At 66.9% G+C, this 18,858-nt stretch carries 19 protein-coding genes; 10 read left to right on the top strand and 9 right to left on the bottom strand.

The features are described 5' to 3' along the window. The first annotated feature begins 18 nt into the window (after positions 1-18). On the top strand, positions 19-807 hold the full coding sequence (locus tag AC5P6S_RS05020) for an SGNH/GDSL hydrolase family protein (RefSeq protein ID WP_099473759.1): 789 nt from the start codon (positions 19-21) through the stop codon (positions 805-807). Here AC5P6S_RS05020 and AC5P6S_RS05015 read toward each other — a convergent pair. Beyond that, the gene (locus tag AC5P6S_RS05015; RefSeq protein WP_033835282.1) at positions 782-1,666 is read right to left on the bottom strand and encodes a LysR family transcriptional regulator; all 885 of its coding nucleotides are present in this window, start codon (positions 1,664-1,666) and stop codon (positions 782-784) included. The genes AC5P6S_RS05020 and AC5P6S_RS05015 overlap by 26 nt on opposite strands. A 104-nt stretch (positions 1,667-1,770) precedes the next feature. Between AC5P6S_RS05015 and AC5P6S_RS05010 the strand changes: the two genes are divergently transcribed. Beyond that, positions 1,771-2,904 carry an agmatine deiminase family protein gene (locus tag AC5P6S_RS05010; RefSeq protein ID WP_099527306.1) on the top strand — a complete coding sequence of 378 codons (1,134 nt, stop codon included), beginning with the start codon at positions 1,771-1,773 and terminating at the stop codon, positions 2,902-2,904. A gap of 6 nt (positions 2,905-2,910) precedes the next feature. On the opposite strand, the gene AC5P6S_RS05005 is transcribed toward AC5P6S_RS05010, so the two are convergent. Then, entirely contained in the window at positions 2,911-3,456 is a 546-nt protein-coding gene (locus tag AC5P6S_RS05005; RefSeq protein ID WP_005410204.1) for a thioesterase family protein, read from the bottom strand. Positions 3,457-3,525: 69 nt separating this feature from the next. On the opposite strand from AC5P6S_RS05005, the gene AC5P6S_RS05000 reads away from it, so the two are divergent. Next, positions 3,526-4,101, top strand: a complete 576-nt coding sequence (locus AC5P6S_RS05000; RefSeq protein ID WP_024957212.1) for a TetR/AcrR family transcriptional regulator — start codon at positions 3,526-3,528, stop codon at positions 4,099-4,101. A gap of 34 nt (positions 4,102-4,135) precedes the next feature. Here AC5P6S_RS05000 and AC5P6S_RS04995 read toward each other — a convergent pair whose 3' ends face one another. After that, on the bottom strand, positions 4,136-4,447 hold the full coding sequence (locus AC5P6S_RS04995; RefSeq protein ID WP_225792049.1) for a hypothetical protein: 312 nt from the start codon (positions 4,445-4,447) through the stop codon (positions 4,136-4,138). A 275-nt stretch (positions 4,448-4,722) separates the two neighbouring features. Between AC5P6S_RS04995 and AC5P6S_RS04990 the strand changes: the two genes are divergently transcribed. From AC5P6S_RS04990 to AC5P6S_RS04975, 4 genes are read left to right on the top strand one after another with little or no spacing between them, the layout of a single operon-like run. After that, a complete protein-coding gene (locus AC5P6S_RS04990) occupies positions 4,723-4,875 on the top strand; it encodes a hypothetical protein (RefSeq protein ID WP_158230227.1) in 153 nt (50 codons plus the stop codon). A 51-nt stretch (positions 4,876-4,926) separates the two neighbouring features. Continuing rightward, positions 4,927-5,772: a hypothetical protein gene (locus AC5P6S_RS04985; RefSeq protein ID WP_024957211.1), complete on the top strand. Its 846-nt coding sequence runs from the start codon at positions 4,927-4,929 to the stop codon at positions 5,770-5,772. Beyond that, the gene (locus tag AC5P6S_RS04980) at positions 5,772-6,644 is read left to right on the top strand and encodes a hypothetical protein (RefSeq protein ID WP_329762081.1); all 873 of its coding nucleotides are present in this window, start codon (positions 5,772-5,774) and stop codon (positions 6,642-6,644) included. The genes AC5P6S_RS04985 and AC5P6S_RS04980 overlap by 1 nt, the downstream gene beginning before the upstream one ends. Before the next feature lie 13 nt (positions 6,645-6,657). Beyond that, a complete protein-coding gene (locus AC5P6S_RS04975; RefSeq protein ID WP_329762080.1) occupies positions 6,658-7,176 on the top strand; it encodes a hypothetical protein in 519 nt (172 codons plus the stop codon). A gap of 46 nt (positions 7,177-7,222) precedes the next feature. Here the strand turns inward: AC5P6S_RS04975 and AC5P6S_RS04970 are convergent, their stop codons facing one another. The 6 genes from AC5P6S_RS04970 to hutI form a co-directional block, all read right to left on the bottom strand. Then, positions 7,223-9,334, bottom strand: coding sequence for a TonB-dependent receptor family protein (locus tag AC5P6S_RS04970; protein WP_241876015.1), 2,112 nt, complete (start codon positions 9,332-9,334; stop codon positions 7,223-7,225). Positions 9,335-9,527: 193 nt separating this feature from the next. After that, positions 9,528-10,964: a serine hydrolase domain-containing protein gene (locus tag AC5P6S_RS04965; protein WP_049459705.1), complete on the bottom strand. Its 1,437-nt coding sequence runs from the start codon at positions 10,962-10,964 to the stop codon at positions 9,528-9,530. Between the two features lie 149 nt (positions 10,965-11,113). Next, entirely contained in the window at positions 11,114-12,781 is a 1,668-nt protein-coding gene (gene hutU, locus AC5P6S_RS04960; protein WP_043034618.1) for a urocanate hydratase, read from the bottom strand. Further along, the gene (gene hutG, locus AC5P6S_RS04955; RefSeq protein WP_012480727.1) at positions 12,778-13,632 is read right to left on the bottom strand and encodes an N-formylglutamate deformylase; all 855 of its coding nucleotides are present in this window, start codon (positions 13,630-13,632) and stop codon (positions 12,778-12,780) included. Before hutG ends, hutU begins: the two co-directional genes overlap by 4 nt. Beyond that, positions 13,629-15,170 carry a histidine ammonia-lyase gene (gene hutH / locus AC5P6S_RS04950; RefSeq protein ID WP_012480726.1) on the bottom strand — a complete coding sequence of 514 codons (1,542 nt, stop codon included), beginning with the start codon at positions 15,168-15,170 and terminating at the stop codon, positions 13,629-13,631. Before hutH ends, hutG begins: the two co-directional genes overlap by 4 nt. Further along, positions 15,167-16,390 (bottom strand): imidazolonepropionase, encoded by a 1,224-nt coding sequence (gene hutI / locus AC5P6S_RS04945; protein WP_044571424.1) that lies wholly within the window; start codon positions 16,388-16,390, stop codon positions 15,167-15,169. The genes hutH and hutI overlap by 4 nt, the downstream gene beginning before the upstream one ends. Positions 16,391-16,457: 67 nt before the next feature. Here hutI and AC5P6S_RS04940 point away from each other — a divergent pair, with 67 nt between their 5' ends. The 3 genes from AC5P6S_RS04940 (at position 16,458) to AC5P6S_RS04930 (ending at position 18,856) form a co-directional block, all read left to right on the top strand. Further along, on the top strand, positions 16,458-17,828 hold the full coding sequence (locus AC5P6S_RS04940; RefSeq protein WP_005413873.1) for a formimidoylglutamate deiminase: 1,371 nt from the start codon (positions 16,458-16,460) through the stop codon (positions 17,826-17,828). A 28-nt stretch (positions 17,829-17,856) separates the two neighbouring features. Further along, positions 17,857-18,585, top strand: a complete 729-nt coding sequence (gene hutC / locus AC5P6S_RS04935; protein ID WP_005413872.1) for a histidine utilization transcriptional repressor HutC — start codon at positions 17,857-17,859, stop codon at positions 18,583-18,585. 94 nt (positions 18,586-18,679) lie between these two features. Then, entirely contained in the window at positions 18,680-18,856 is a 177-nt protein-coding gene (locus AC5P6S_RS04930) for a type II toxin-antitoxin system HicA family toxin (RefSeq protein WP_076738546.1), read from the top strand. The last annotated feature ends 2 nt before the right edge of the window (positions 18,857-18,858 follow it).

The raw sequence follows: 18,858 nt of genomic DNA, 5'->3' as shown, positions 1-18,858 counted from the left end.
GATTTCAGGAGTACCCGCATGCGTGGACCTGTTGAGCTTGCCGCTGCAACCGTCGTGACGTTGGGCCTCGCGTTGGCTTCTCCGCTGGGTGCCGCCGAAGCCGTCGCAGTCAATCCGATGCTGCAGACGCCCATCGACCAGTTGCGCCCCGACGAGGTTCGTTTCATGCAGCAGCGCCTGGCCGATTTTCCGGAGTTGCAGCGTTATCGTGATGCCAACGCGCGACTGCCTGCGGCCGTGCCGGGCCAGCCGCGCGTGGTGTTCTTCGGCGACTCGATCACCGAAGGCTGGGGTGCGGAAGGCAGCGCCGGATTCTTCCCCGGCAAGGGCTGGCTCAACCGCGGCATCAGCGGCCAGACCACGGCGCAGATGCTGGTGCGCTTCCCGCAGGACGTGCTGGCACTGAAGCCACAGGTGGTGGTGATCCTGGCCGGCACCAACGACATTGCCGGCAACACCGGCCCGTCCACGCAGGCGATGATCGAGGACAACCTGCACGCGATGGTGGACCTGGCGCGTGCACATGGCATCGCCGTGGTGCTGGCATCGGTGCTGCCGGTCAGCGATTACCCGTGGCTGCCGGGAACAGCGCCAGCGCCGAAGGTGCGTGCATTGAACACGGCATTGAAGCGCTATGCCGATGCGCAGCATCTGGTCTATCTGGACTACTACACGCCGATGGCCAATGCCGCCGGAGGACTCGATCCGCAGTTGGCCGAGGATGGCGTGCATCCCACGGCGAAGGGCTATGCGGTGATGGCGCCGTTGGCCGAGGCGGCGGTCAAGCGCGCGCTGCAGCAGAAGTAGCTTCTGCGGGCAGACTCGCCAGCAACCACTCACAGAAACTGATCACCAGCGGATCGGCCGCGCTGTCCTCATGCACCAGCCAGCTCCAGCGTGGGCCGCGCACGCGTGCCTCATCCAGCGGCTGCAGCAGCCCCTGATCGCAGGCGCGTGCCGCCAGCAGCTCGCTGACCAGGGCGATACCCAGCCCTTGGCAGGCAGCATCCAGCAGCTGCCCGGGTTCGGAGAAGTTCATGCCTTCGCGGCGCTGGCCGACATCGGCGCCCCCCTGTACCTGCCACTGGCTCCAGTCCATTTCGCGCTCGCCATGCAGGGTGAGGCGTTCGTGCACCGGCGTGGCGAGCAGGGCCGGATGGCAGGCCGGAAAGAGGCGATCCTGCAGCAGCACGCGATGCTGGCACTGCGCCTGTGAGTCGAGGTCATCGCGTACCGCCACGTCCAGCGTCTGCGTGGTCATATCCGGTGCCTCCTCGCTGGTCAGCAGCCACAGGTCGGCGTCGGGATGCAGGCGGTGGAAGCTGGCCAGGCGCGGCACCAGCCAATGCCGGGCAAAGGCTGGACTGGTGTTGACGATCAGTTGATTCGGCTTGCGGTACTGATCGAGCCGGCGGATGCCGCTGGCCAGCTGCCGCAGCAGGGACTGGGTGGTTTCCAGCAGGTCGATGCCGGCGTCGGTGAGGGTGACGCTGCGGCCCTGCCGGAAGAACAACGGCTGCTGCAGCGAGGCTTCCAGGCCCCGGATCTGCTGGCTGATGGCCGACTGGGTCAGATGCAGTTCCTCGGCGGCCCTGTGGAAACTACCCAGGCGGGCGGCGGCCTCGAAACCACGCAACGCGTTCAGCGGTGGCCAATGCCTCAGCATTTCAGATAAGTAAAACTGTTCAATTGATGGCTGAATCTATCGTTTGTTCTTATCGATACGCAAGCGCAGCATAGGTCCATCCCACACCGGCCCTGGAGCCCGTCATGAGCAGCCGTCGTCACTTCCTCACCCAGCTGGCGGGCGCCGCTGGCCTTGGCGGCCTGGCCGCCCTCGGCCTGACAGGGCTGCCGACGCGCGTATCCGCAGCGGGGCCGGGTGCGGGTATCTGGCGCATGCCGGACGAGCACGGGCCGCAGGAACGCGTTTTCCTGGCCTTCGCCGCGCAACCGCGGGTGTGGGGCGCGCAGGCCGATGCGGTGAACACCGCCGTGGCACGCCTGGCCCGCACCATCGCCCGCCACCAGCCCGTTAGTGTGCTGTGCCGCCCGGCGCAGCGGAAGCTGGCGCAGGATCGCTGCGGCCGCGACAACATCGAGTTCCTCGAGGTGCCGCTGGATGACATCTGGGTGCGCGACTACGGCGGATGTTTCGTCACCGATGGCAAGGGCGGGCTGGGCCTGGTTGATTTCAACTTCAACGGCTGGGGCGGCAAGCAGAGCGCACGGAACGATGGTGCGGTGGCGCCGTGGCTGGCGCAGGTGACCGGTGCCACGCTGCTGGAAAGCGATCTGGTGGGCGAGGGTGGCGGCATCGAAGTCGATGGCCATGGCACGGCCATCCTCACCGAAAGCTGCTGGGTGAACCGCAATCGCAATCCCGGCTGGTCGCGCGCGGATATCGAGGCCGAGCTGATGCACCACCTCGGCCTGCGCAAGGTGATCTGGCTGCCCGGCATTGCCGGCGAAGACATCACCGACGCGCATGTGGATTTCTATGCGCGCTTCGTGCGCCCCGGCGTAGTGATCGCCAACCTGGACAACGATCCGGAGTCCTACGACTACGATCTGACCCGCGAGCATCTGGACATTCTGCGCGGCGCCATCGATGCCGATGGTCGCCGCCTGCAGGTGCACACGCTGCCGCCGCCGCTGGACGGGCGCGACAACGTGCATACCCGCGACAACGATGATCTGGCGATGGGCTACATCAACTACCTGCCGATCAACGGCGCGGTGGTCGCGCCGCAGTTCGGTGACGACGCAGCCGATGGCTACTGCCGTGAACTACTGGAAGACATGTATCCCGGTCGTGTGATCGAACAGGTGGACATCGATGCGATCGCCGGTGGCGGTGGCGGCATCCATTGCTTGACCAAGAACATGCCGAAGGTAGGCTGAGGTGCCTCAGGCGTCGTCCTGCTTCAACGCCGCATCGGCCGCCAGCAGCGCCTCGGCGGCTGCACTGAGCGGCGGCGACGGCGGGGCAACCACACCGATCGCTTCCATCATCTTCGGCATGCCCAGGAACTGGCGCGCGCGACGGTCGTAGATGCCGGTGACCAGCAGCGCACGGGTGGCGATCTTCTGCTCGGGCCCGATCAGCACGCGCTGCTCCATGATGCCGCGCGAGCCGATCCAGCCGACCAGGCGTGTTTCCAGGGTGAAGCGCTGGAACGGCTTCAGTTCACGGCGGAACTGGATGGTGCCAGCGCCGACGATCGGTGCCCACTTCTCGCGCAGCGCCACCCGGCCCAGGCCCATCCGCAGTATCAGGTCCAGCCGGCCCAGATCGAAGATGTTCCAGTAGCGGCCGTTGGTCATGTGCAGGTTGCTGTCCAGGTCGTTGGGCAGTACCCGGAACTGCAGCCGCGAGACCCCGAACGGCGCCTCCAGCTTCGGCCGGAACAGGCTGCACAGCAGCAGGTGGAGCAGGCGGAACCAGAGATTCATGGTTATGACGACTGTTATAGAATCGCCGATACGCTAATTTATGACGACTGTCCTGGCAAGGAGCCTGCCGTGAGCCCGCGCCCCTCTGATGCGCCACAACGCGTGATTGATGCTGCGGCACAGATGCTGGCGCGCGTGGGTCTCAATGCCACCAGCATCCGTGAGGTGACCAAGCTGGCCGAGGCGCCGCTGGGTTCCACCTATCACCACTTTCCCGGCGGCAAGCAGGAGCTGCTGGCGCGCGCCACCCACATGGCTGGTGACAAGGTGGAGGCGCTCCTCGTTGAGTTGTTGAAGGGCGGGGCCGTGCAGGGCCTGCAGCAGTTCCTGGCGATGTGGCGCGAGCGCCTGCTGCGGTCCGGGTTCCGCGCGGGTTGTCCGGTGCTGGCCGTTGCCGTCGAAGAGCCGGTCGAGGCGGTTACCAGCCAACCGCGCGTGGCCGCCGCAGAGGTGTTCGTGCGCTGGCAGGGGCATCTGGCCGCAGCCTTCATTGCCGACGGCCACGAACCTGCGGCGGCGGATGGACTGGCCAGCCTGGTGATCGCCAGCGTGGAAGGCGCCGTGGCGATGTGCCGCGCACTGCAGGACATCGCTCCGTTTGATCGGGTAGCAGCGCAGTTGCTGAAGGCGGCCGCGCCTCCTTGATCCGGCTATACGTGTGCGGAAGACGCGCAGCAGGTCATCGGAAGATCATCAGGTAGCCCCAGCCGAGCACGATGGGCAGGAAGGCAGCGATGGCCGACGCGCCAAGCCAACGCAGGTAGCTGCGGGAGGCGGGGCATCCCTGCCGCTTGAGGGCCCAGGCATGCGTCGGGAGCACCAGCAACGCCTGCACCGCAAAGGTGGCCACGGCGGCAAGCCATGCCACCAGGACGCCGAGGCAGCCATCGCTGAAGCAGCGGCTACCAAACCACGAACCCCAACCGGCGAGGCCGATCATTGGAACGAACATCACGAGCGCGGTGGCGCGGGTGAACTGGGAGGCGTGCATGCCGTGGCGCATAGCTCTTCTGGTGGAAAATCATAATCCAGCCGCCGGCGCGCGGGTACAAGGCCGGCGCCAGTGCGGCCTGTGGGTGATGGACCCACGGCCCCATCGCGCTAGAATCCGTCCACCACCGCCTACGCGTGCCCGGCAAGGATGTCCGCATGCAGTATCAGGTTTCTGAGGTCCCTGGCCGCAATGCCACGCGCCCGCTGGCGGCGGCATGAAGAACTCGCGCCATTTTTCAATCAGTGCATTGAAGTTGCCCAGGAGCCGCGGCAGTGAAGTCGTGCGTGCGGCTGGCCGCGCACGCGGTGGCCATGATCGTCGCGTTGACCGGCGACACCGTTTTCCATGCCTCGGGTCTGCAGTGGGCGGCCGCTGTCGATGCAATGCCGCTGCGCTACCCGATGGCGGTAGTGCTGGCCGGGTAGTACTGCAATTCCGGGCAATTTCCTCTGTGCTTCACTTTTTCCAGGATCTTCATGCGACAGCGCATTGCAAGGAAACGCGTCCTGGCCACAACGGTCGTTCTATCGATGGTTGCAGTCGTAGCGCTGATGGTCAGCGTGCGCCCGCAGTGGCGGCGGGAAGTCGGCCCGCCTCCGATCAATCTGGGAACGGCACGGATGCAGGCCGAAGTGATGGCAGAGCTCATCGACCTGCGACCGACACCGCCAGGAAAGCCGCCGGTTCCACCGATTCCAATGAGAGGAGTCTCCTCCCCGATGCTGGCCGGTAACAGTGGGTTCGCGACCGCAGCGGTGCGGTTGGAAGACGTCGCGCCAGCACACTTCGAGCCGCGCGGCTGGGAGCCCGACATTCCATTCGCTGTGATGGAATGGACTGCGCCTTCCTGCGGTGAAGGGTATCCCGCCCCGGTCTGCCAGGTTCGTCACAGCGTCGTCGAGTGGCGCGATGATGACAGTGCGGCGTCCTTTCAACTGCAGCAGCATCTGGAGTCGATGCTGCAGGTTGCGAACCGCCGGGCTTCACGGGTACCCGGTCTCGCGTTCGAGCTTGCACACGTGCGGGCGCAACGGATGACGTGGGACGAGCTTCAGCAACGGCGCGCGCGCGGTATCGAGGGATGCACGGGTGGCCCGGGCAATCCGGATCTGGGCGTTGTCTATCTGCAGCGTCCTGTGTTCAGCCTGGATGGGAACTGGGCAATGGCATCGGTCGCCTCGGATCTGTGCAGTGGAGGAACGGCGATGCGTGTCCTCTACCTTCTGCATCGCAGGAAGGGCGGCTGGGAGCGTGTTCGAGTGGAGCCTGTCCGCCATATGAGCTTTGGACAGGGCCTGTGGCCCGCGTTGCCGGAGTCGTGATGATAGATACCTCGTTCAAGCCAAACCGTGACTGCCAACAACGGATCGCCTGGCGACGCATTGCATCGCTGGCGGCGGCGCTGTCGGCCTTGGCGCTCATGGCCGGGATCTGCAGCCTGCGCCCGAGGTGGCAGCAGGAGATCGGTCGGCTACCGATCAACCTGGGAACAGCGCAGATGCAGGCGGAGGCGATGGCGCTGGCGATCCGGCAGAGCCCCCCATTCCCCCCTCCACCCCCGCCAGTGCCGCAGCCAACGCCAGTTCTGCCATCGTCGCTGAGCGAGGTGCCCAGCGCACCGCAGACACCGTCCACGCGCGTTGATCAATGGCGCCCGCAGGAACAGCCGCAGTTGACCGACCCGGTGGGGGAGGACATCTACGTGATGGAGCAGACCTTGCCCTATTGCTGGCCGGGCAGCAGTGCCTCCATCTGCCAGGAGGTGGACGACCTGGTCCTGCCGCTGGACGACCGGTGGCCGCCGGACATCCATGCGCTGCGATTGCAGCTGCAGGCGGACCTGGTTCCCACCAATCGCCGTCCCACGCCAGTACCTGCGGGCGCATTGGCCGGTGCGCAGCGGATGGACGGCGCGGGGCTTCGAGCACTGCGGGAGCAAGGGTGCGGGGCAACGGTGCATGGGCCGACTCGGACATACGACCACGTCGCCTATCTGACCCGGCCTGTTTTCAGCGTCGATGGGCAGTGGGCTATGATTGCGGTCGCCTGGGATTCGTGTTCCGACGATTTCGCCTACCGGGAGCTTGTCGTGCTGCATCGGGAACAAGGACGCTGGATGGCCGAACCCCCGGAACGGGGTCTGGGCGGCGTATGGGACGGCCGCATACTGCGGCCCTGGACGTACAACCACTGACGAGGAAGAGCGCATGGATGTCGCTGCACGCAGGAACAGGACGTTGTTTCGTTGGATCATGGTGACGCTGCTGGCGGTACTGATGCCGTTTGCAGCACTGGCGCAGCCCGCAGCCGGGGAGGCCGATGGCGCCGAAGCCGCCACTGCCGCGGAAGAGGCGCGATGCCGCGCCTGCACCTACGAGCGTATCGGGCACAAGATCGATATCGGGCTGGTTGCACTGGTGTCGCTGCTGGTGGTGGGCCTGCTGGTAGCGGCGTCCCGCGAGTGGGGCACCACCTCGCAGCGCTGGACCTGCCGCACGCTGGCTCTGTTGCTGGTGGGTGTCGGTGTGGCATTGCTGTGGTGGGCTGGCAGCGTCGTCTACCTGGGCTACAACCCGTGGCAGGAAATGGCCGCCCCTGTCGATGGTTCGCTTACCTCGACACTGCTCAACACCTCACCGAAGTGGCTGGCGGCGCTGGCGTTGATTGGTTTCGCACCTTCCATCTGGAAGCGCAGCGAGCGCCTGCCGGCCTGGCGTATCGGCTGATCCTGGAACGACGGCGCCGGATCACACCCGGCGCCGCCTGCGGTCATCAGTCAAAGCGCCAGCGCACGCCCGCATAGACGCCACGCCCATCGCCCGGGGTCGAGCGCGCGACATCCTTGCCGGCGTCGTCGTAGCCCGGCGTGACCGTGGCGGCGTAGTGGCGGTTGCCGAGGTTGCGCATCTCCGCCCAGGCCTGCCAGCGGCCACCGGGTGCGTCGTAGCCGATGCGGCTGCCGAAGATCACGTGGCTGTCGGCCCAGTAGCTGTTGGCGTAGTCCACGGCGATGCGCGAGACGTATTCGGTATTGAGCGCGGCGTACAGGCCGGATGCATGATCGAAGCGCAGCTCGGCCTGGTAGGCGTGGCGCGGCAGGCCGGGCAGGCGGTTGCTGCCGAAACGCGCGTCGTGGCGATAGCGGAAATCGCTGAAGGTATACGCCTGGCGCAGCGACAGGCGGCCCGGTGCAGCCTGCCACAGCGTGCTGTCCAATCCGGCCTCGATGCCGCGGTGAACGGTGGGGCTGGCGTTGTTCTCGGCGATGAACAGGTTCGGCACCGGTTGCAGTTCGACGCTGAGCAGTTCGTGGTTTACGTGCGCGTAGTAGCCGGTCAGTTCCCAGCGACCCAGCGCCGCGTCACCGCGCGCACCCAGTTCCAGCGTGGTGGCGGTCTGATTCTGCATCGGCACCGGCGCGCGCTGGCGGCCGGTAGACGGGCCATTGCCCGGCCCGAAGTACTGGTTCGAGCCCCAGATCATCGACCAGGGGTGCGGCGCCTCCACCGAGCGGCTGAGGTTGCCGAACCACTGGGTCTGGGCGCTGTGCTGCCAGGTGAAGCCCAGTCGCGGCGCATAGTCCCAGTCGTGGTCGCGCAGGCGGCCGCCGCTGCTTGGCCAGGTCACCTGCACATCGCGGCGGGTGTTGATCAGTGCCAGCCCGGTCTGCATGCGCAGGCGGTCATTGAAGGTGAGGGTATTGCTGACGTGCAGCGTGCTGTCGGTGCCGTGGTGGCGGAAGTCACGCGTGCGCGTACCGGCGGCATAGCCGTTGCTGGCAAAGCGCAGCGACTCGCGCACATCGGCGTCCAGATCGTGGGTGACGCGCAGGCCGACCGTGGTCTCGCTGTCCAGGCCGAACAGCCGGTGGCGGCTGCGGTAGTCCAGCGTGGCGTTGAGGTTGGCGTAGTCCAGCTGCTGCCGGTACAGGCTCTCGTTCAAGTCCATCGGGTACTTGTGATAGACCAGCCCGGCCTGCAACGAGGAGTCCTCATCGATCTGCAGCGTGGTGACGTTGCCCACCCAGGTGCTGCCCGGCTGCGGGCGACGCGCATCGATGGCCAGGTTGGCCGCATTCGCGGCACGCGGATCGTTGCGGATCTGATCGCGGGTCAGGCGGCCGGGCGTTTCATGATTGGTTTCGCGATAGCGCACAAAGAAGCGCGTCTGCAGGTCGGGCGTGATCTGCCATCCCACATTCGCCATCGCACCCTTGCCGTCGCCGCGCGCATGACGCTGGTAACCGTCGAATTCGGTATCGGTGTAGGCCAGGAAGTAGTCGACATCACCACTGACGCCGCCCCAGCTGATGCCGCGCTTCTGGTAGCCACGGCTGCCGGCTTCGTAGTGCAGCTGCACGCCCGCCGAATCACGACCGCTGCGGCTGACGTAGTCGATGGCACCGCCCAGCGCCAGCGCCCCGCGCTCGAAGCCGTTGGCGCCGCGCAGGACTTCGACGCGCGACAGCCACAGCGGTTCCAGCAGCTCGTAGGGCGTGCCGCCCGGGCCGGTCAGTGGCAGACCGTCGATCGACACTGCAATGCCCGAGGCGTGCGCGCCCGGGCCCCGGTTGATGCCCGAGCCACGGATCGAGATCTTGGTGCCTTCGTTGCCCGGCGACTGCGCGCTGATACCCGGCTGGTAGGCCAGCACATCGGCGCTGCTGGAAAGGCGGCTGTCGGCCTTGGCCACGTCGATGACGTTGCCGGCGCCGGGTACACGCTTCAGTGCCACGCGCGCCTGGGCACTGGCATCGGCGGCAGCGGTGACCTGCACGGCATCCAGCGTGGTGGCCTGTGGGGCCGCAGCGGCGGTGGAAGAGAGGCCGAGGGAAACGGCCAGGAACAGCAGCGAGGGGGTGGGGCGGTACGACGAGAGCGACATGCGGGAATGCTGTAAACCACAAAAGTGGCGCGCAAGTTAACAGTTCGGCGGCGTCACGTCACCCACCGGCGGCGTATGGCCGCCCGCAACATCCATGTAGAGCCGAGTCCATGCTCGGCTATCGCGCGCAGCGGGGGTCTCCTGAGATCGCAACGAAGAGCAGCCGAGCATGGGCTCGGCTCTGCAGCAGGGTTTAGGGCGAGGGCTTCGCCAGCGCCTTGGCCTTCGCGTACAGCCGATCAGCCGCTTCCCTATCGCCCAATGCCGCATGGCACTCGGCCAGGCTGTCCCACGCGTTGGCCGAATCCGGATACAACTCGGCGTTGAGCGCGAACACTTTCAGCGCCTTGCTGGCACCCAGACTCTCGCGGATGGCATAGCCATCACCGTTGATCGCACGTTCCAGTTCACCTGTGGGAACGCCATTGCTGTCGCGCAGCCAGCTACGCATCTGCGGTTTCGCATCGGTGCTGTCATCCCGCGCATAGCCGATCAACCGCTCGGACAACACCGCATGCGGAAACTCCCCGGGCGCGGCCACCCCCATCATGCTCTCCACCAGCGTGCTGGACCAGACATTGCGGGCGCTGCCGTTGGTCAGGTACACGAACACCCAGTAGCCGCTGGCCAGCGTGCCCTTGTAGGCCAATCGCGCACGTACACGGGTGCCACCATCGTGGCCGACCTGGGTGTAGCCGTCGCTTCGGGTGGTGTCCCAACCGGTGGAGAAGAAATTGCTACCGCCACCGCTCAGTTTCTGCGGCTGCCAGAGCTTTTCCAGGGTCGCCGTGCGCACCAGCTTTCCGCTCGCCAGCGCCTGCAGGAAACGGTTCATGTCGCCCACGCTGGTCTGCAGATCGGCATGGCCCCAGCCGTAATCCGGCCAGGCATCTTCATTGGCCGGCTGCAGCTGGCCGTCCTTGCCGATGTAAGGCACCGCCGCGCGCTTGGCTGGCACGCTGGCGATGGCCCATGACGTGCTGGCCATCTTCAATGGCTGCAGGATGCGTTCGCGCGCGATGGCTGGGTAGGGCTTGCGGTAATGCGCTTCCAGCAAGGCGGTCAGCACCAGGTAGTTGGCCTGGGTGTACTGTACGCGGCTGCCGGTGGCGAACTGCATCGGTGTCGCGCCGGCTACCTTCAGTGCAGCGCCAAGGTCAGGGGCTACACCGGGGTAGCCCTTGCTGACCCAACGGTTGTCGACACGATCGTAGTACTCGCCGATACCCGAGCTGTGGTTGAGGAAATCGCGCACGTGGATCGCCTGCCATGCTGCAGGCAGGTCCGGCACATAGCGGCTGGCCGGTGCATCCAGATCCACCTTGCCCTGGTCGACCAACTGCATCACCAGCGTGCTGGTCAGCAGCTTGGCCATCGACTGCGCGGCGAAGATGGTCTCGACGGTGGCGGGCGCATGGGTAGCGGGATCACGTTCACCGCTGGCGCCCTGGTACAGCACCTGACCGTTGTGGGCGACCAGTACCGCCTGGCCGGCGATGCCGTAGCGTTCGCGGTTGGTCTGCAGCTGGGTGCTGAGCTGCTTGGAAAGATCGCCGGCAGTTTCAAGCGCCGAAACGGGTGGGATCGCAAACAGCGTGCAGAGCAATGCAACGGCCAGGGTGCGGTACATCGCGGTGATCCATCAGCGGTGATGGCGCATGTTGGTCACGTCGGAAGAGCGGGTCAAGGGCACCGATTCCCGCATCAGGGAGAGCCGGCCAGCGGCCGGCACTACCACACGTTTCCGGTAGTGCCGGCCGCTGGCCGGCACCCCTGCGATCAGCCGAGAATCCCTGGCAGATCCAGCCCCTTTTCCTTCGCGCAGTCGATCGCGATGTCGTACCCCGCATCGGCATGGCGCATCACGCCGGTGGCCGGGTCGTTCCACAGCACGCGGCCAATCCGCTTGGCCGCTGCCTCGGTGCCGTCGCAGACGATCACCATGCCGGCGTGCTGCGAGAAGCCCATGCCGACGCCACCACCGTGATGCAGCGACACCCAGGTCGCGCCGCTGGCGGTGTTGAGCAGGGCGTTCAGCAGCGGCCAGTCGGACACCGCATCGGAGCCGTCGGCCATCGCTTCGGTTTCGCGGTTCGGCGAGGCGACGCTGCCACTGTCCAGGTGGTCGCGACCGATCACCACCGGCGCCTTCAGTTCGCCGTTGGCGACCATCTCGTTGAACGCCAGGCCAAGTCGATCACGATCACCCAGGCCGACCCAGCAGATGCGCGCCGGCAGGCCCTGGAACTTAATCTTCTCGGCGGCCATGTCCAGCCAGCGGTGCAGGTGCGGGTTGTCCGGAATCAGTTCCTTCACCTTGGCATCGGTCTTGGCGATGTCTTCCGGGTCGCCACTCAGTGCCGCCCAACGGAACGGGCCGATGCCGCGGCAGAACAACGGGCGGATGTAGGCCGGCACGAAACCCGGGAAATCGAACGCATTGGCCACGCCTTCTTCCAGCGCCATCTGCCGCAGGTTGTTGCCGTAGTCCACGGTCGGTACGCCCAGCGCATGGAAGCCGAGCATGGCGCGGATGTGGTTGGCCATCGATGCACGCGCGGCCTTCTCCACTTCCTTGGGGGCGGAAGCGCGCTTCTCATCCCACTGTTCGACCGTCCAGCCCTGCGGCAGGTAGCCGTTCACCGGGTCGTGCGCGGAGGTCTGGTCGGTCAGCAGGTCCGGCTTCACGCCGCGCTTGAGCAGTTCGGCCAGCACATCGGCAACGTTGCCGAGCAGGCCCACCGACTTCGGCGTACCGGCCTTGCACGATTCATCGATCAGGCGCAGCGCTTCGTCCAGATTGTCGGTCCAGGTGTCGAGGTAGCCGGTGCGCAGGCGCATGTCGATGCTGCTCTTGCGGCACTCGACGGCCAGGCAGGAGGCACCGGCCATCACGGCAGCCAGCGGCTGTGCACCACCCATGCCGCCGAGGCCACCGGTGAACAGCCACTTCCCGGTCAGGTCGCCGCCGAAATGCTGGCGCCCCATTTCCACGAAGGTCTCGTAGGTGCCCTGCACGATGCCCTGCGCACCGATGTAGATCCAGCTGCCGGCGGTCATCTGGCCGTACATGGCCAGGCCCTTCTTATCCAGCTCGTTGAAGTGGTCCCAGTTGGCCCAGCGCGGCACCAGGTTGGAATTGGCGATCAGCACGCGCGGTGCATCGGCGTGGGTGCGGAACACGCCCACCGGCTTGCCCGATTGCACCAGCAGGGTCTGGTCATCGTCCAGGCGCTTGAGCGTTTCGACGATGGCGTCGAAGCTTTCCCAGTCGCGTGCGGCGCGGCCGATGCCGCCATACACCACCAGTTCCTGCGGGCGCTCGGCCACGTCCGGGTGCAGGTTGTTCATCAGCATGCGCAGCGGTGCTTCGGTCAGCCAGCTCTTGGCATTGAGCGTGGTGCCGGTCGGCGCGGCGATGGTGCGGGACGGGTCGTTGCGGGTCATGCGGCGCTCCGGTTCGTAGCGAATTCAAGGCAGGCGTTGAGCACCTGCGCCAGGGTGTGGCGCAGTGGTGCGGCGTGGTCGGGGTCGAGCGGGGTGGGCCAGCTGTGTTCGTCCACCTGGTCCGGCAGGGGTTCGTGCATGTAGCCGCGGCAGGCCAGTTCCATCTGCAGGCTGTGCACGCCGCCGGCGATGTTGCTGTAGTGGCGGGTGATCCAGCCGCCCTTGAAGCGGCCGTTGCGCACCTGGCTCATGCCGCTGATCTTCAGCAGGTTTTCCACCACGTCGCTCAGGGCGTTGTCGCAGGAGGTGTCCGGTGCGCCGGACGGACCGGCAGTCCCCAGGTTGAACTGCGGCAGTTCGCCCTCGAACAGGTGCGGGATATGCGAGCGGATCGAGTGCGCGTCGTACACCACCACGGTGCCGTGGCGTGCACGCAGGCGCGTGATCTGCGAAGCCAGCGCATCGTGGTAAGGCAGGAAATACGTGTCGCGACGACGGGCGATTTCTGCTTCGTCCGGTTCGCGCCCGGCGTGGTACAGCGGCTGGTTGTCGAAGGTGGTCAGCGGACACAGGCCGGTGGTGTTCTGGCCCGGGTACAGCGACACGCCGCTGGGATCGCGGTTGAGGTCGATCACCGAACGCGAGATCGCCGAGCGCACCGTGGTCGCGCCCATGCCGCGCACGAAGTCGTACAGCTCGTGCACCCACCAGTCGGCATCGCGGCGGGCCAGCCACGGCGAGTGGTAGTCGCCGATCAGGTCGTGCGGCAGCTCGCTGCCGGTATGCGGGAAGCTGACGATGAGGGGGGCATCGCCCTCGTGCACCGTCAACCATTCAGGAAGGGTCGTCATGCCTGCGGTTCCACAGTCGGCAACAGATCGCCCAGGCCCTGCGCCAGCGCGCCACTGCGCACAAGATTCGTGGCGGTCACCATGTCGGGGTGGAAATAGCGGTCTTCTTCCAGCGTCGGCACCTGCGCACGCAGGGTGGCGCGCACCGTTTCCAGCGCGGCGCTGGAGCGCAGCGGCGCATGGAAATCACAGCCCTGCGCGGCGGCCAGCAGCTCGATGCCGATCACGTTGGCGGCGTTCTCGGCCATCTGCATCAGCCGGCGCGCGCCATGCGCGGCCATCGACACATGGTCTTCCTGGTTGGCCGAGGTCGGAATCGAATCAACGCTGGCCGGGTAGGCGCGCTGCTTGTTTTCCGAGACCAGCGCGGCGGCGGTCACCTGCGGAATCATGAAGCCGGAATTCAGGCCCGGGCGCGGGGTCAGGAACGCCGGCAGGCCGGACAGGGCCGGGTCCACCAGCATCGCCAGGCGGCGCTCGCTGATCGAACCGATCTCGCACACCGCCATCGCCAGCATGTCGGCGGCGAAGGCCACCGGCTCGGCGTGGAAGTTGCCACCGGACAGCGCTTCGCCGGTGTCGGTGAACACCAGCGGATTGTCGGACACGCCGTTGGCTTCAATTTCCAGCGTGGTCGCGGCCTGGCGCAGGATGTCCAGGGCCGCGCCCATCACCTGCGGCTGGCAGCGCAGGCAGTACGGGTCCTGCACGCGTACGTCGTTGTCGCGATGCGACTCGCGGATGTCCGAGCCCTGCATCAGCGCGCGCAGGGTGGCGGCGGTGGCGATCTGCCCGCGCTGGCCGCGGATCGCGTGTATGCGCGGGTCGAAGGGCGTGTCGGAACCCTTGGCAGCTTCCACCGACAGCGCGCCGGTGACCAGTGCGGCCTGGAACACGGTCTCGATCTCGAACAGGCCCGCCAGCGCATAGGCGGTGGAGAACTGGGTGCCGTTGAGCAGCGCCAGGCCTTCCTTCGCGCCCAGTTCGATCGGCTGCAGGCCGGCACGTGCCAGTGCGTCGGCTGCCGGTAGGCGCTCGTCACCGATGAAGGCTTCGCCAACGCCCAGCATCACGCTGGCCAGGTGCGAGAGCGGCGCCAGATCGCCCGAGGCACCCACCGAACCCTGTGCGGGCACCACCGGCAGCACGCCCTTGACCAGCATCGCTTCCAGCAGTAGCAGGGTTTCCTCGCGAATGCCCGAAGCCCCCTGCGCCAGGCTGACCAGCTTCAGCGCCATCATCAGGCGCACCACGCTGGCCGGCATCGGCTCGCCCACGCCAGCGGCATGCGAGAGCACGATGTTCCGCTGCAGGGTGGCTAGATCTTCGCGCTCGATGCGCACGCTGGCCAGCTTGCCGAAGCCGGTATTGATGCCATACACCGGCGCGCCCTTGGCGACGATGGCGGCCACCGCCGCCGCACTGGCGCGCACCACCGGCAGCGCGGCCGGGTCCAGTGCAAGCGGCGCACCGCGATAGACCTGCCGCCACTGGGCGAGAGTGACACGGCCGGGGCGAAGAACCAGGGTGTTGCTCATGTGTTGCTCCAGGAGGCAGGCAGGTCGGGCTGTCCGCGCACCACGCGCGCGTGCAGCGGGTTGAATCCAATGCGATAGACCAGGTCGGCGGGGCCATCGATGTCCCAGATCGCCAGGTCGCAGTCCAGGCCCACGGCGAGGCGGCCGATGCGATCGCTGCGTCCGAGCGCGCGCGCCGCTTCACGGGTGAAGCCGGCGATGCACTCATCGACGGTCAGGCGGAACAGGGTGGCGCCCATGTTCATCGCCAGCAGCGGGCTGGTCAGCGGCGAAGTGCCCGGATTGCTGTCGGTGGCCAGCGCCAGCGGCACGCCGGCCGCACGCAGCGCAGCGATCGGCGGCAGGGTGGTATCGCGGGTGAAATAGAAGGCACCGGGCAACAGCACGGCGACGGTGCCGGCGGCGGCCATCGCGGCGATGCCGGCATCGTCCAGATGTTCGATATGGTCGGCCGAGAGGGCACCGAAGCTGGCGGCCAGTTCGGCGCCATGCTGGTTGCTCAGCTGCTCGGCATGAATCTTCACCGCCAGCCCGTTGGCGCGCGCCGCTTCGAAGACCTGCCGCGCCTGCGCCGGCGAGAAGGCGATGTTCTCGCAGAATACGTCCACCGCTTCGGCCAGGCCTTCGGCGGCGATGGCCGGAATCATCACGTTGCACACCTCGTCGGTGTATTCCTGCGCCTCGCGGCCTGGCGGAATCGCGTGTGCGCCGAGGAATGTGGTCACCACGTTGACCCGGCACTCCTCGCCCAGCGCACGCGCTACCTGCAGCTGCTTGCGTTCGTCGGGCAGGGTCAGGCCGTAGCCGGACTTGATCTCGATCGTGGTCACGCCTTCGGCACGCATCGCCAGCAGGCGCGGCCGGCTTTCGCTGGCCAGCTGTTCCGGGGTGGCAGCACGGGTGGCGCGCACGGTGGAGACGATGCCGCCGCCGGCACGGGCGATCTCGGCATAGCTGACGCCCTGCAGGCGCTGCTCGAATTCGTTGGCGCGGTTGCCGGCGTAGACCAGGTGGGTGTGGCAGTCGATCAGGCCGGGCGAGATCCAGCGGCCTTCGCCATCGATGCGGGTGGTCGGCTGCAGGTGGGCGTCGCTGCCGGCCGGGCCAACATGGACGATGCGGCCGCCAGCGCAGGCCAGTACGCCATCGCGGATGACACCCAGCCCCTCGCCATCGAGGGTCATCAGGTGGACGTTGGACCAGAGGGTATCGACGTGCATGGCATCCACAACGCGGCTGTGCTTATATGTCTATACAATATAGGCGTCCATTTCGGGTTGTCCAGCCATGTCCGATTCGCGTTCCCCGCTCTGTTTCCATGCCGCCCACGCCCTTCTGGCCGACGGCTGGGCCCGCGATGTCCGCCTGCAGGTGCAGGACGGCCGCATCACGGCGATCCACATGGGGCAGGGCGCCCAGCACGGCGACACCCGCGTCGACATCCTGGTGCCGGGCCTGCCCAACCTGCACAGCCACGCCTTCCAGCGCGGCATGGCTGGGCTGACCGAGATCGGCGGCGGCGACGGTGACAGCTTCTGGAGCTGGCGTGAGCTGATGTACCGCTTCCTGGCCCATCTGCGCCCGGACGCGGTGCAGGCCATCGCCGCCCAGGCCTACATGGAAATGCTGGAAAGCGGCTTCACCCGCGTCGGCGAATTCCATTACCTGCACCACGACGCCGATGGTCGCGCCTATGCCAACCGCGCCGAGATGAGTGCACGGATTGCTGCCGCCGCCGAGCAGACCGGCATCGGCCTGACCCTGCTGCCGGTGTTCTATGCGCATGCCGATTTCGGCGGGGCGGCGCCGAATCCAGCGCAGCGGCGCCTGATCCACGACGTGAACGGTTTCGCGCAGTTGCTGGACGCCGCCAAGCCGGCACTGGCCGCGCTGCCGGATGCGGTGCTCGGCATCGCGCCGCACAGCCTGCGTGCAGTCACCGGCGAGGAATTGAGTGCGTTGCTGCCGCTGACCGACGGCCCGGTGCACATCCATATCGCCGAGCAGGTGCGTGAAGTCGAGGCCTGCCTGGCCTGGAGCGGCCAGCGTCCGGTGCAGTGGCTGTACGACCATGCACCGGTGGATGCGCGCTGGTGCCTGGTGCACGCCACCCACATCACCGACGATGAGCGCGTCGCCATCGTGGCCAGCCAGGCCGTGGCCGGCCTGTGCCCGATCACCGAAGCCAACCTGGGTGACGGCCTGTTCCCGATGCAGGCGTTCGCGCGCGAGGGCGGGCGCTTCGGTGTCGGCTCCGATTCCAATGTGCTGATTGATGCGGCCGAAGAACTGCGCCTGCTCGAATACGGCCAGCGCCTGACCCTGCGCGGTCGCAACGTGCTGGCCCCGGATGCCACCCGCAGTACCGGCCGCTTCCTGTTCGAAGGCGCACTGCACGGTGGTGCACAGGCGCTGGGCGTGCCCGCTGGCCTGCAGGTCGGCGCCAGTGCCGACCTGGTCGAACTGGATGCCGGGCACCCGGCGCTGCAGGCGCGACAGGATGACGCATGGCTTGACAGCTGGGTGTTCGCCGCACGTAATGGCGCGCTGCGATCGGTCTGGCGCCATGGCCGCCAATGCGTGGCCGAGGGCCGCCACCTGCAGCGCGAGGCGATCACCACCGCCTTTACCGCCGCCCTGCGTGGCGTGCTGGGCTGATCGCCTCCCGCCACCGAGACCCCATTACGTGAAGGTCAGCAAGTCCGCCACGCTCAACCAGCGTATCCGCAGCGATCTGGAAAGCCGCATCCTCAGTGGAGAGTGGGCGCCGGGCTTTCGGATTCCGTACGAACACGAGCTGATGGAGCAGTACGGCTGCTCGCGGATGACGGTGAACAAGGTGCTGACCGCGTTGGCCGAGAGCGGCATGATCGAGCGTCGCCGCCGTGCCGGTTCGTTCGTGGCGCGGCAACCCCCGCACCTGGAGCAGGTGGCGCTGGAGATCCCCGATATCGCGATGGAGGTTGGCTCGCGCGGCCACCAGTACGCCTATCGCCTGCTGCAGCGCGACCTGCGCCTTGCCGATGCCGGCAATGCCGGTGAAGTCGAGCTGGCCGGTCAGGAAAACCTGCTGGCGATGCGCTGCCTGCATCTGGCCGATGGTCGCCCGCTGGCGCTGGAGCACCGCCTGATCAGCCCGGTGGGGGTGCCGGAGGTACTGGAGGTCGACTTCAGCACTACCGCACCGGGCAGCTGGCTGCTGCAGAACGTGTCGTGGACCCGTGCCCAGCACCGCATCAGTGCCTGGGGGGCAGATACCGCCACCGCCAAGCTGCTGGAGGTGAAGCCGGGTACCGCCTGCCTGGTGATCGAACGCCTGACCTGGCGTGGCGAACAGCCGATCACCCGCGTGCGCCAGGTGTTCCTGGGGGATGCCTGGGACCTGGTGGCGCGCTTCGCGCCGGGCGCGCGATAGGGATTCCATCCACGCATGGCGTGGATCTACTGGGCCGGAACGACTGTCGCCTTGAACTCTGTCGGGGCGTGTGTGCGATGTGTATCGTCCCTGCATGAAGAGCAGGGACCTCATCCGGGATCTGGAAGCGGCATGTTGGATCTGTCGTCGGATCCGCGGATCCCATCATGTATTCGTGCACCCGCAGCACCCTCACATCATCACCGTTCCTCACCCAAGGAAGGATCTGGGGAAGGGCTGGTGCAGGCGTTGCGGAAGCTCGCAGGACTGACG

The organism is Stenotrophomonas sp. YJH_SMC_119, from assembly GCF_059368315.1.
This window is presented reverse-complemented; position numbering and strand designations above follow the sequence as displayed.

Coding starts and splice junctions, on each gene's coding strand:
- AC5P6S_RS05020 (WP_099473759.1), top strand. CDS start 19: ATGCGTGGACCTGTTGAGCTTGCCGCTGCAACCGTCGTGACGTTGGGC.
- AC5P6S_RS05015 (WP_033835282.1), bottom strand. CDS start 1,666: ATGCTGAGGCATTGGCCACCGCTGAACGCGTTGCGTGGTTTCGAGGCC.
- AC5P6S_RS05010 (WP_099527306.1), top strand. CDS start 1,771: ATGAGCAGCCGTCGTCACTTCCTCACCCAGCTGGCGGGCGCCGCTGGC.
- AC5P6S_RS05005 (WP_005410204.1), bottom strand. CDS start 3,456: ATGAATCTCTGGTTCCGCCTGCTCCACCTGCTGCTGTGCAGCCTGTTC.
- AC5P6S_RS04995 (WP_225792049.1), bottom strand. CDS start 4,447: ATGCACGCCTCCCAGTTCACCCGCGCCACCGCGCTCGTGATGTTCGTT.
- AC5P6S_RS04985 (WP_024957211.1), top strand. CDS start 4,927: ATGCGACAGCGCATTGCAAGGAAACGCGTCCTGGCCACAACGGTCGTT.
- AC5P6S_RS04980 (WP_329762081.1), top strand. CDS start 5,772: ATGATAGATACCTCGTTCAAGCCAAACCGTGACTGCCAACAACGGATC.
- AC5P6S_RS04975 (WP_329762080.1), top strand. CDS start 6,658: ATGGATGTCGCTGCACGCAGGAACAGGACGTTGTTTCGTTGGATCATG.
- AC5P6S_RS04970 (WP_241876015.1), bottom strand. CDS start 9,334: ATGTCGCTCTCGTCGTACCGCCCCACCCCCTCGCTGCTGTTCCTGGCC.
- AC5P6S_RS04965 (WP_049459705.1), bottom strand. CDS start 10,964: ATGTACCGCACCCTGGCCGTTGCATTGCTCTGCACGCTGTTTGCGATC.
- hutU (WP_043034618.1), bottom strand. CDS start 12,781: ATGACCCGCAACGACCCGTCCCGCACCATCGCCGCGCCGACCGGCACC.
- hutG (WP_012480727.1), bottom strand. CDS start 13,632: ATGACGACCCTTCCTGAATGGTTGACGGTGCACGAGGGCGATGCCCCC.
- hutH (WP_012480726.1), bottom strand. CDS start 15,170: ATGAGCAACACCCTGGTTCTTCGCCCCGGCCGTGTCACTCTCGCCCAG.
- hutI (WP_044571424.1), bottom strand. CDS start 16,390: ATGCACGTCGATACCCTCTGGTCCAACGTCCACCTGATGACCCTCGAT.
- AC5P6S_RS04940 (WP_005413873.1), top strand. CDS start 16,458: ATGTCCGATTCGCGTTCCCCGCTCTGTTTCCATGCCGCCCACGCCCTT.
- AC5P6S_RS04930 (WP_076738546.1), top strand. CDS start 18,680: ATGAAGAGCAGGGACCTCATCCGGGATCTGGAAGCGGCATGTTGGATC.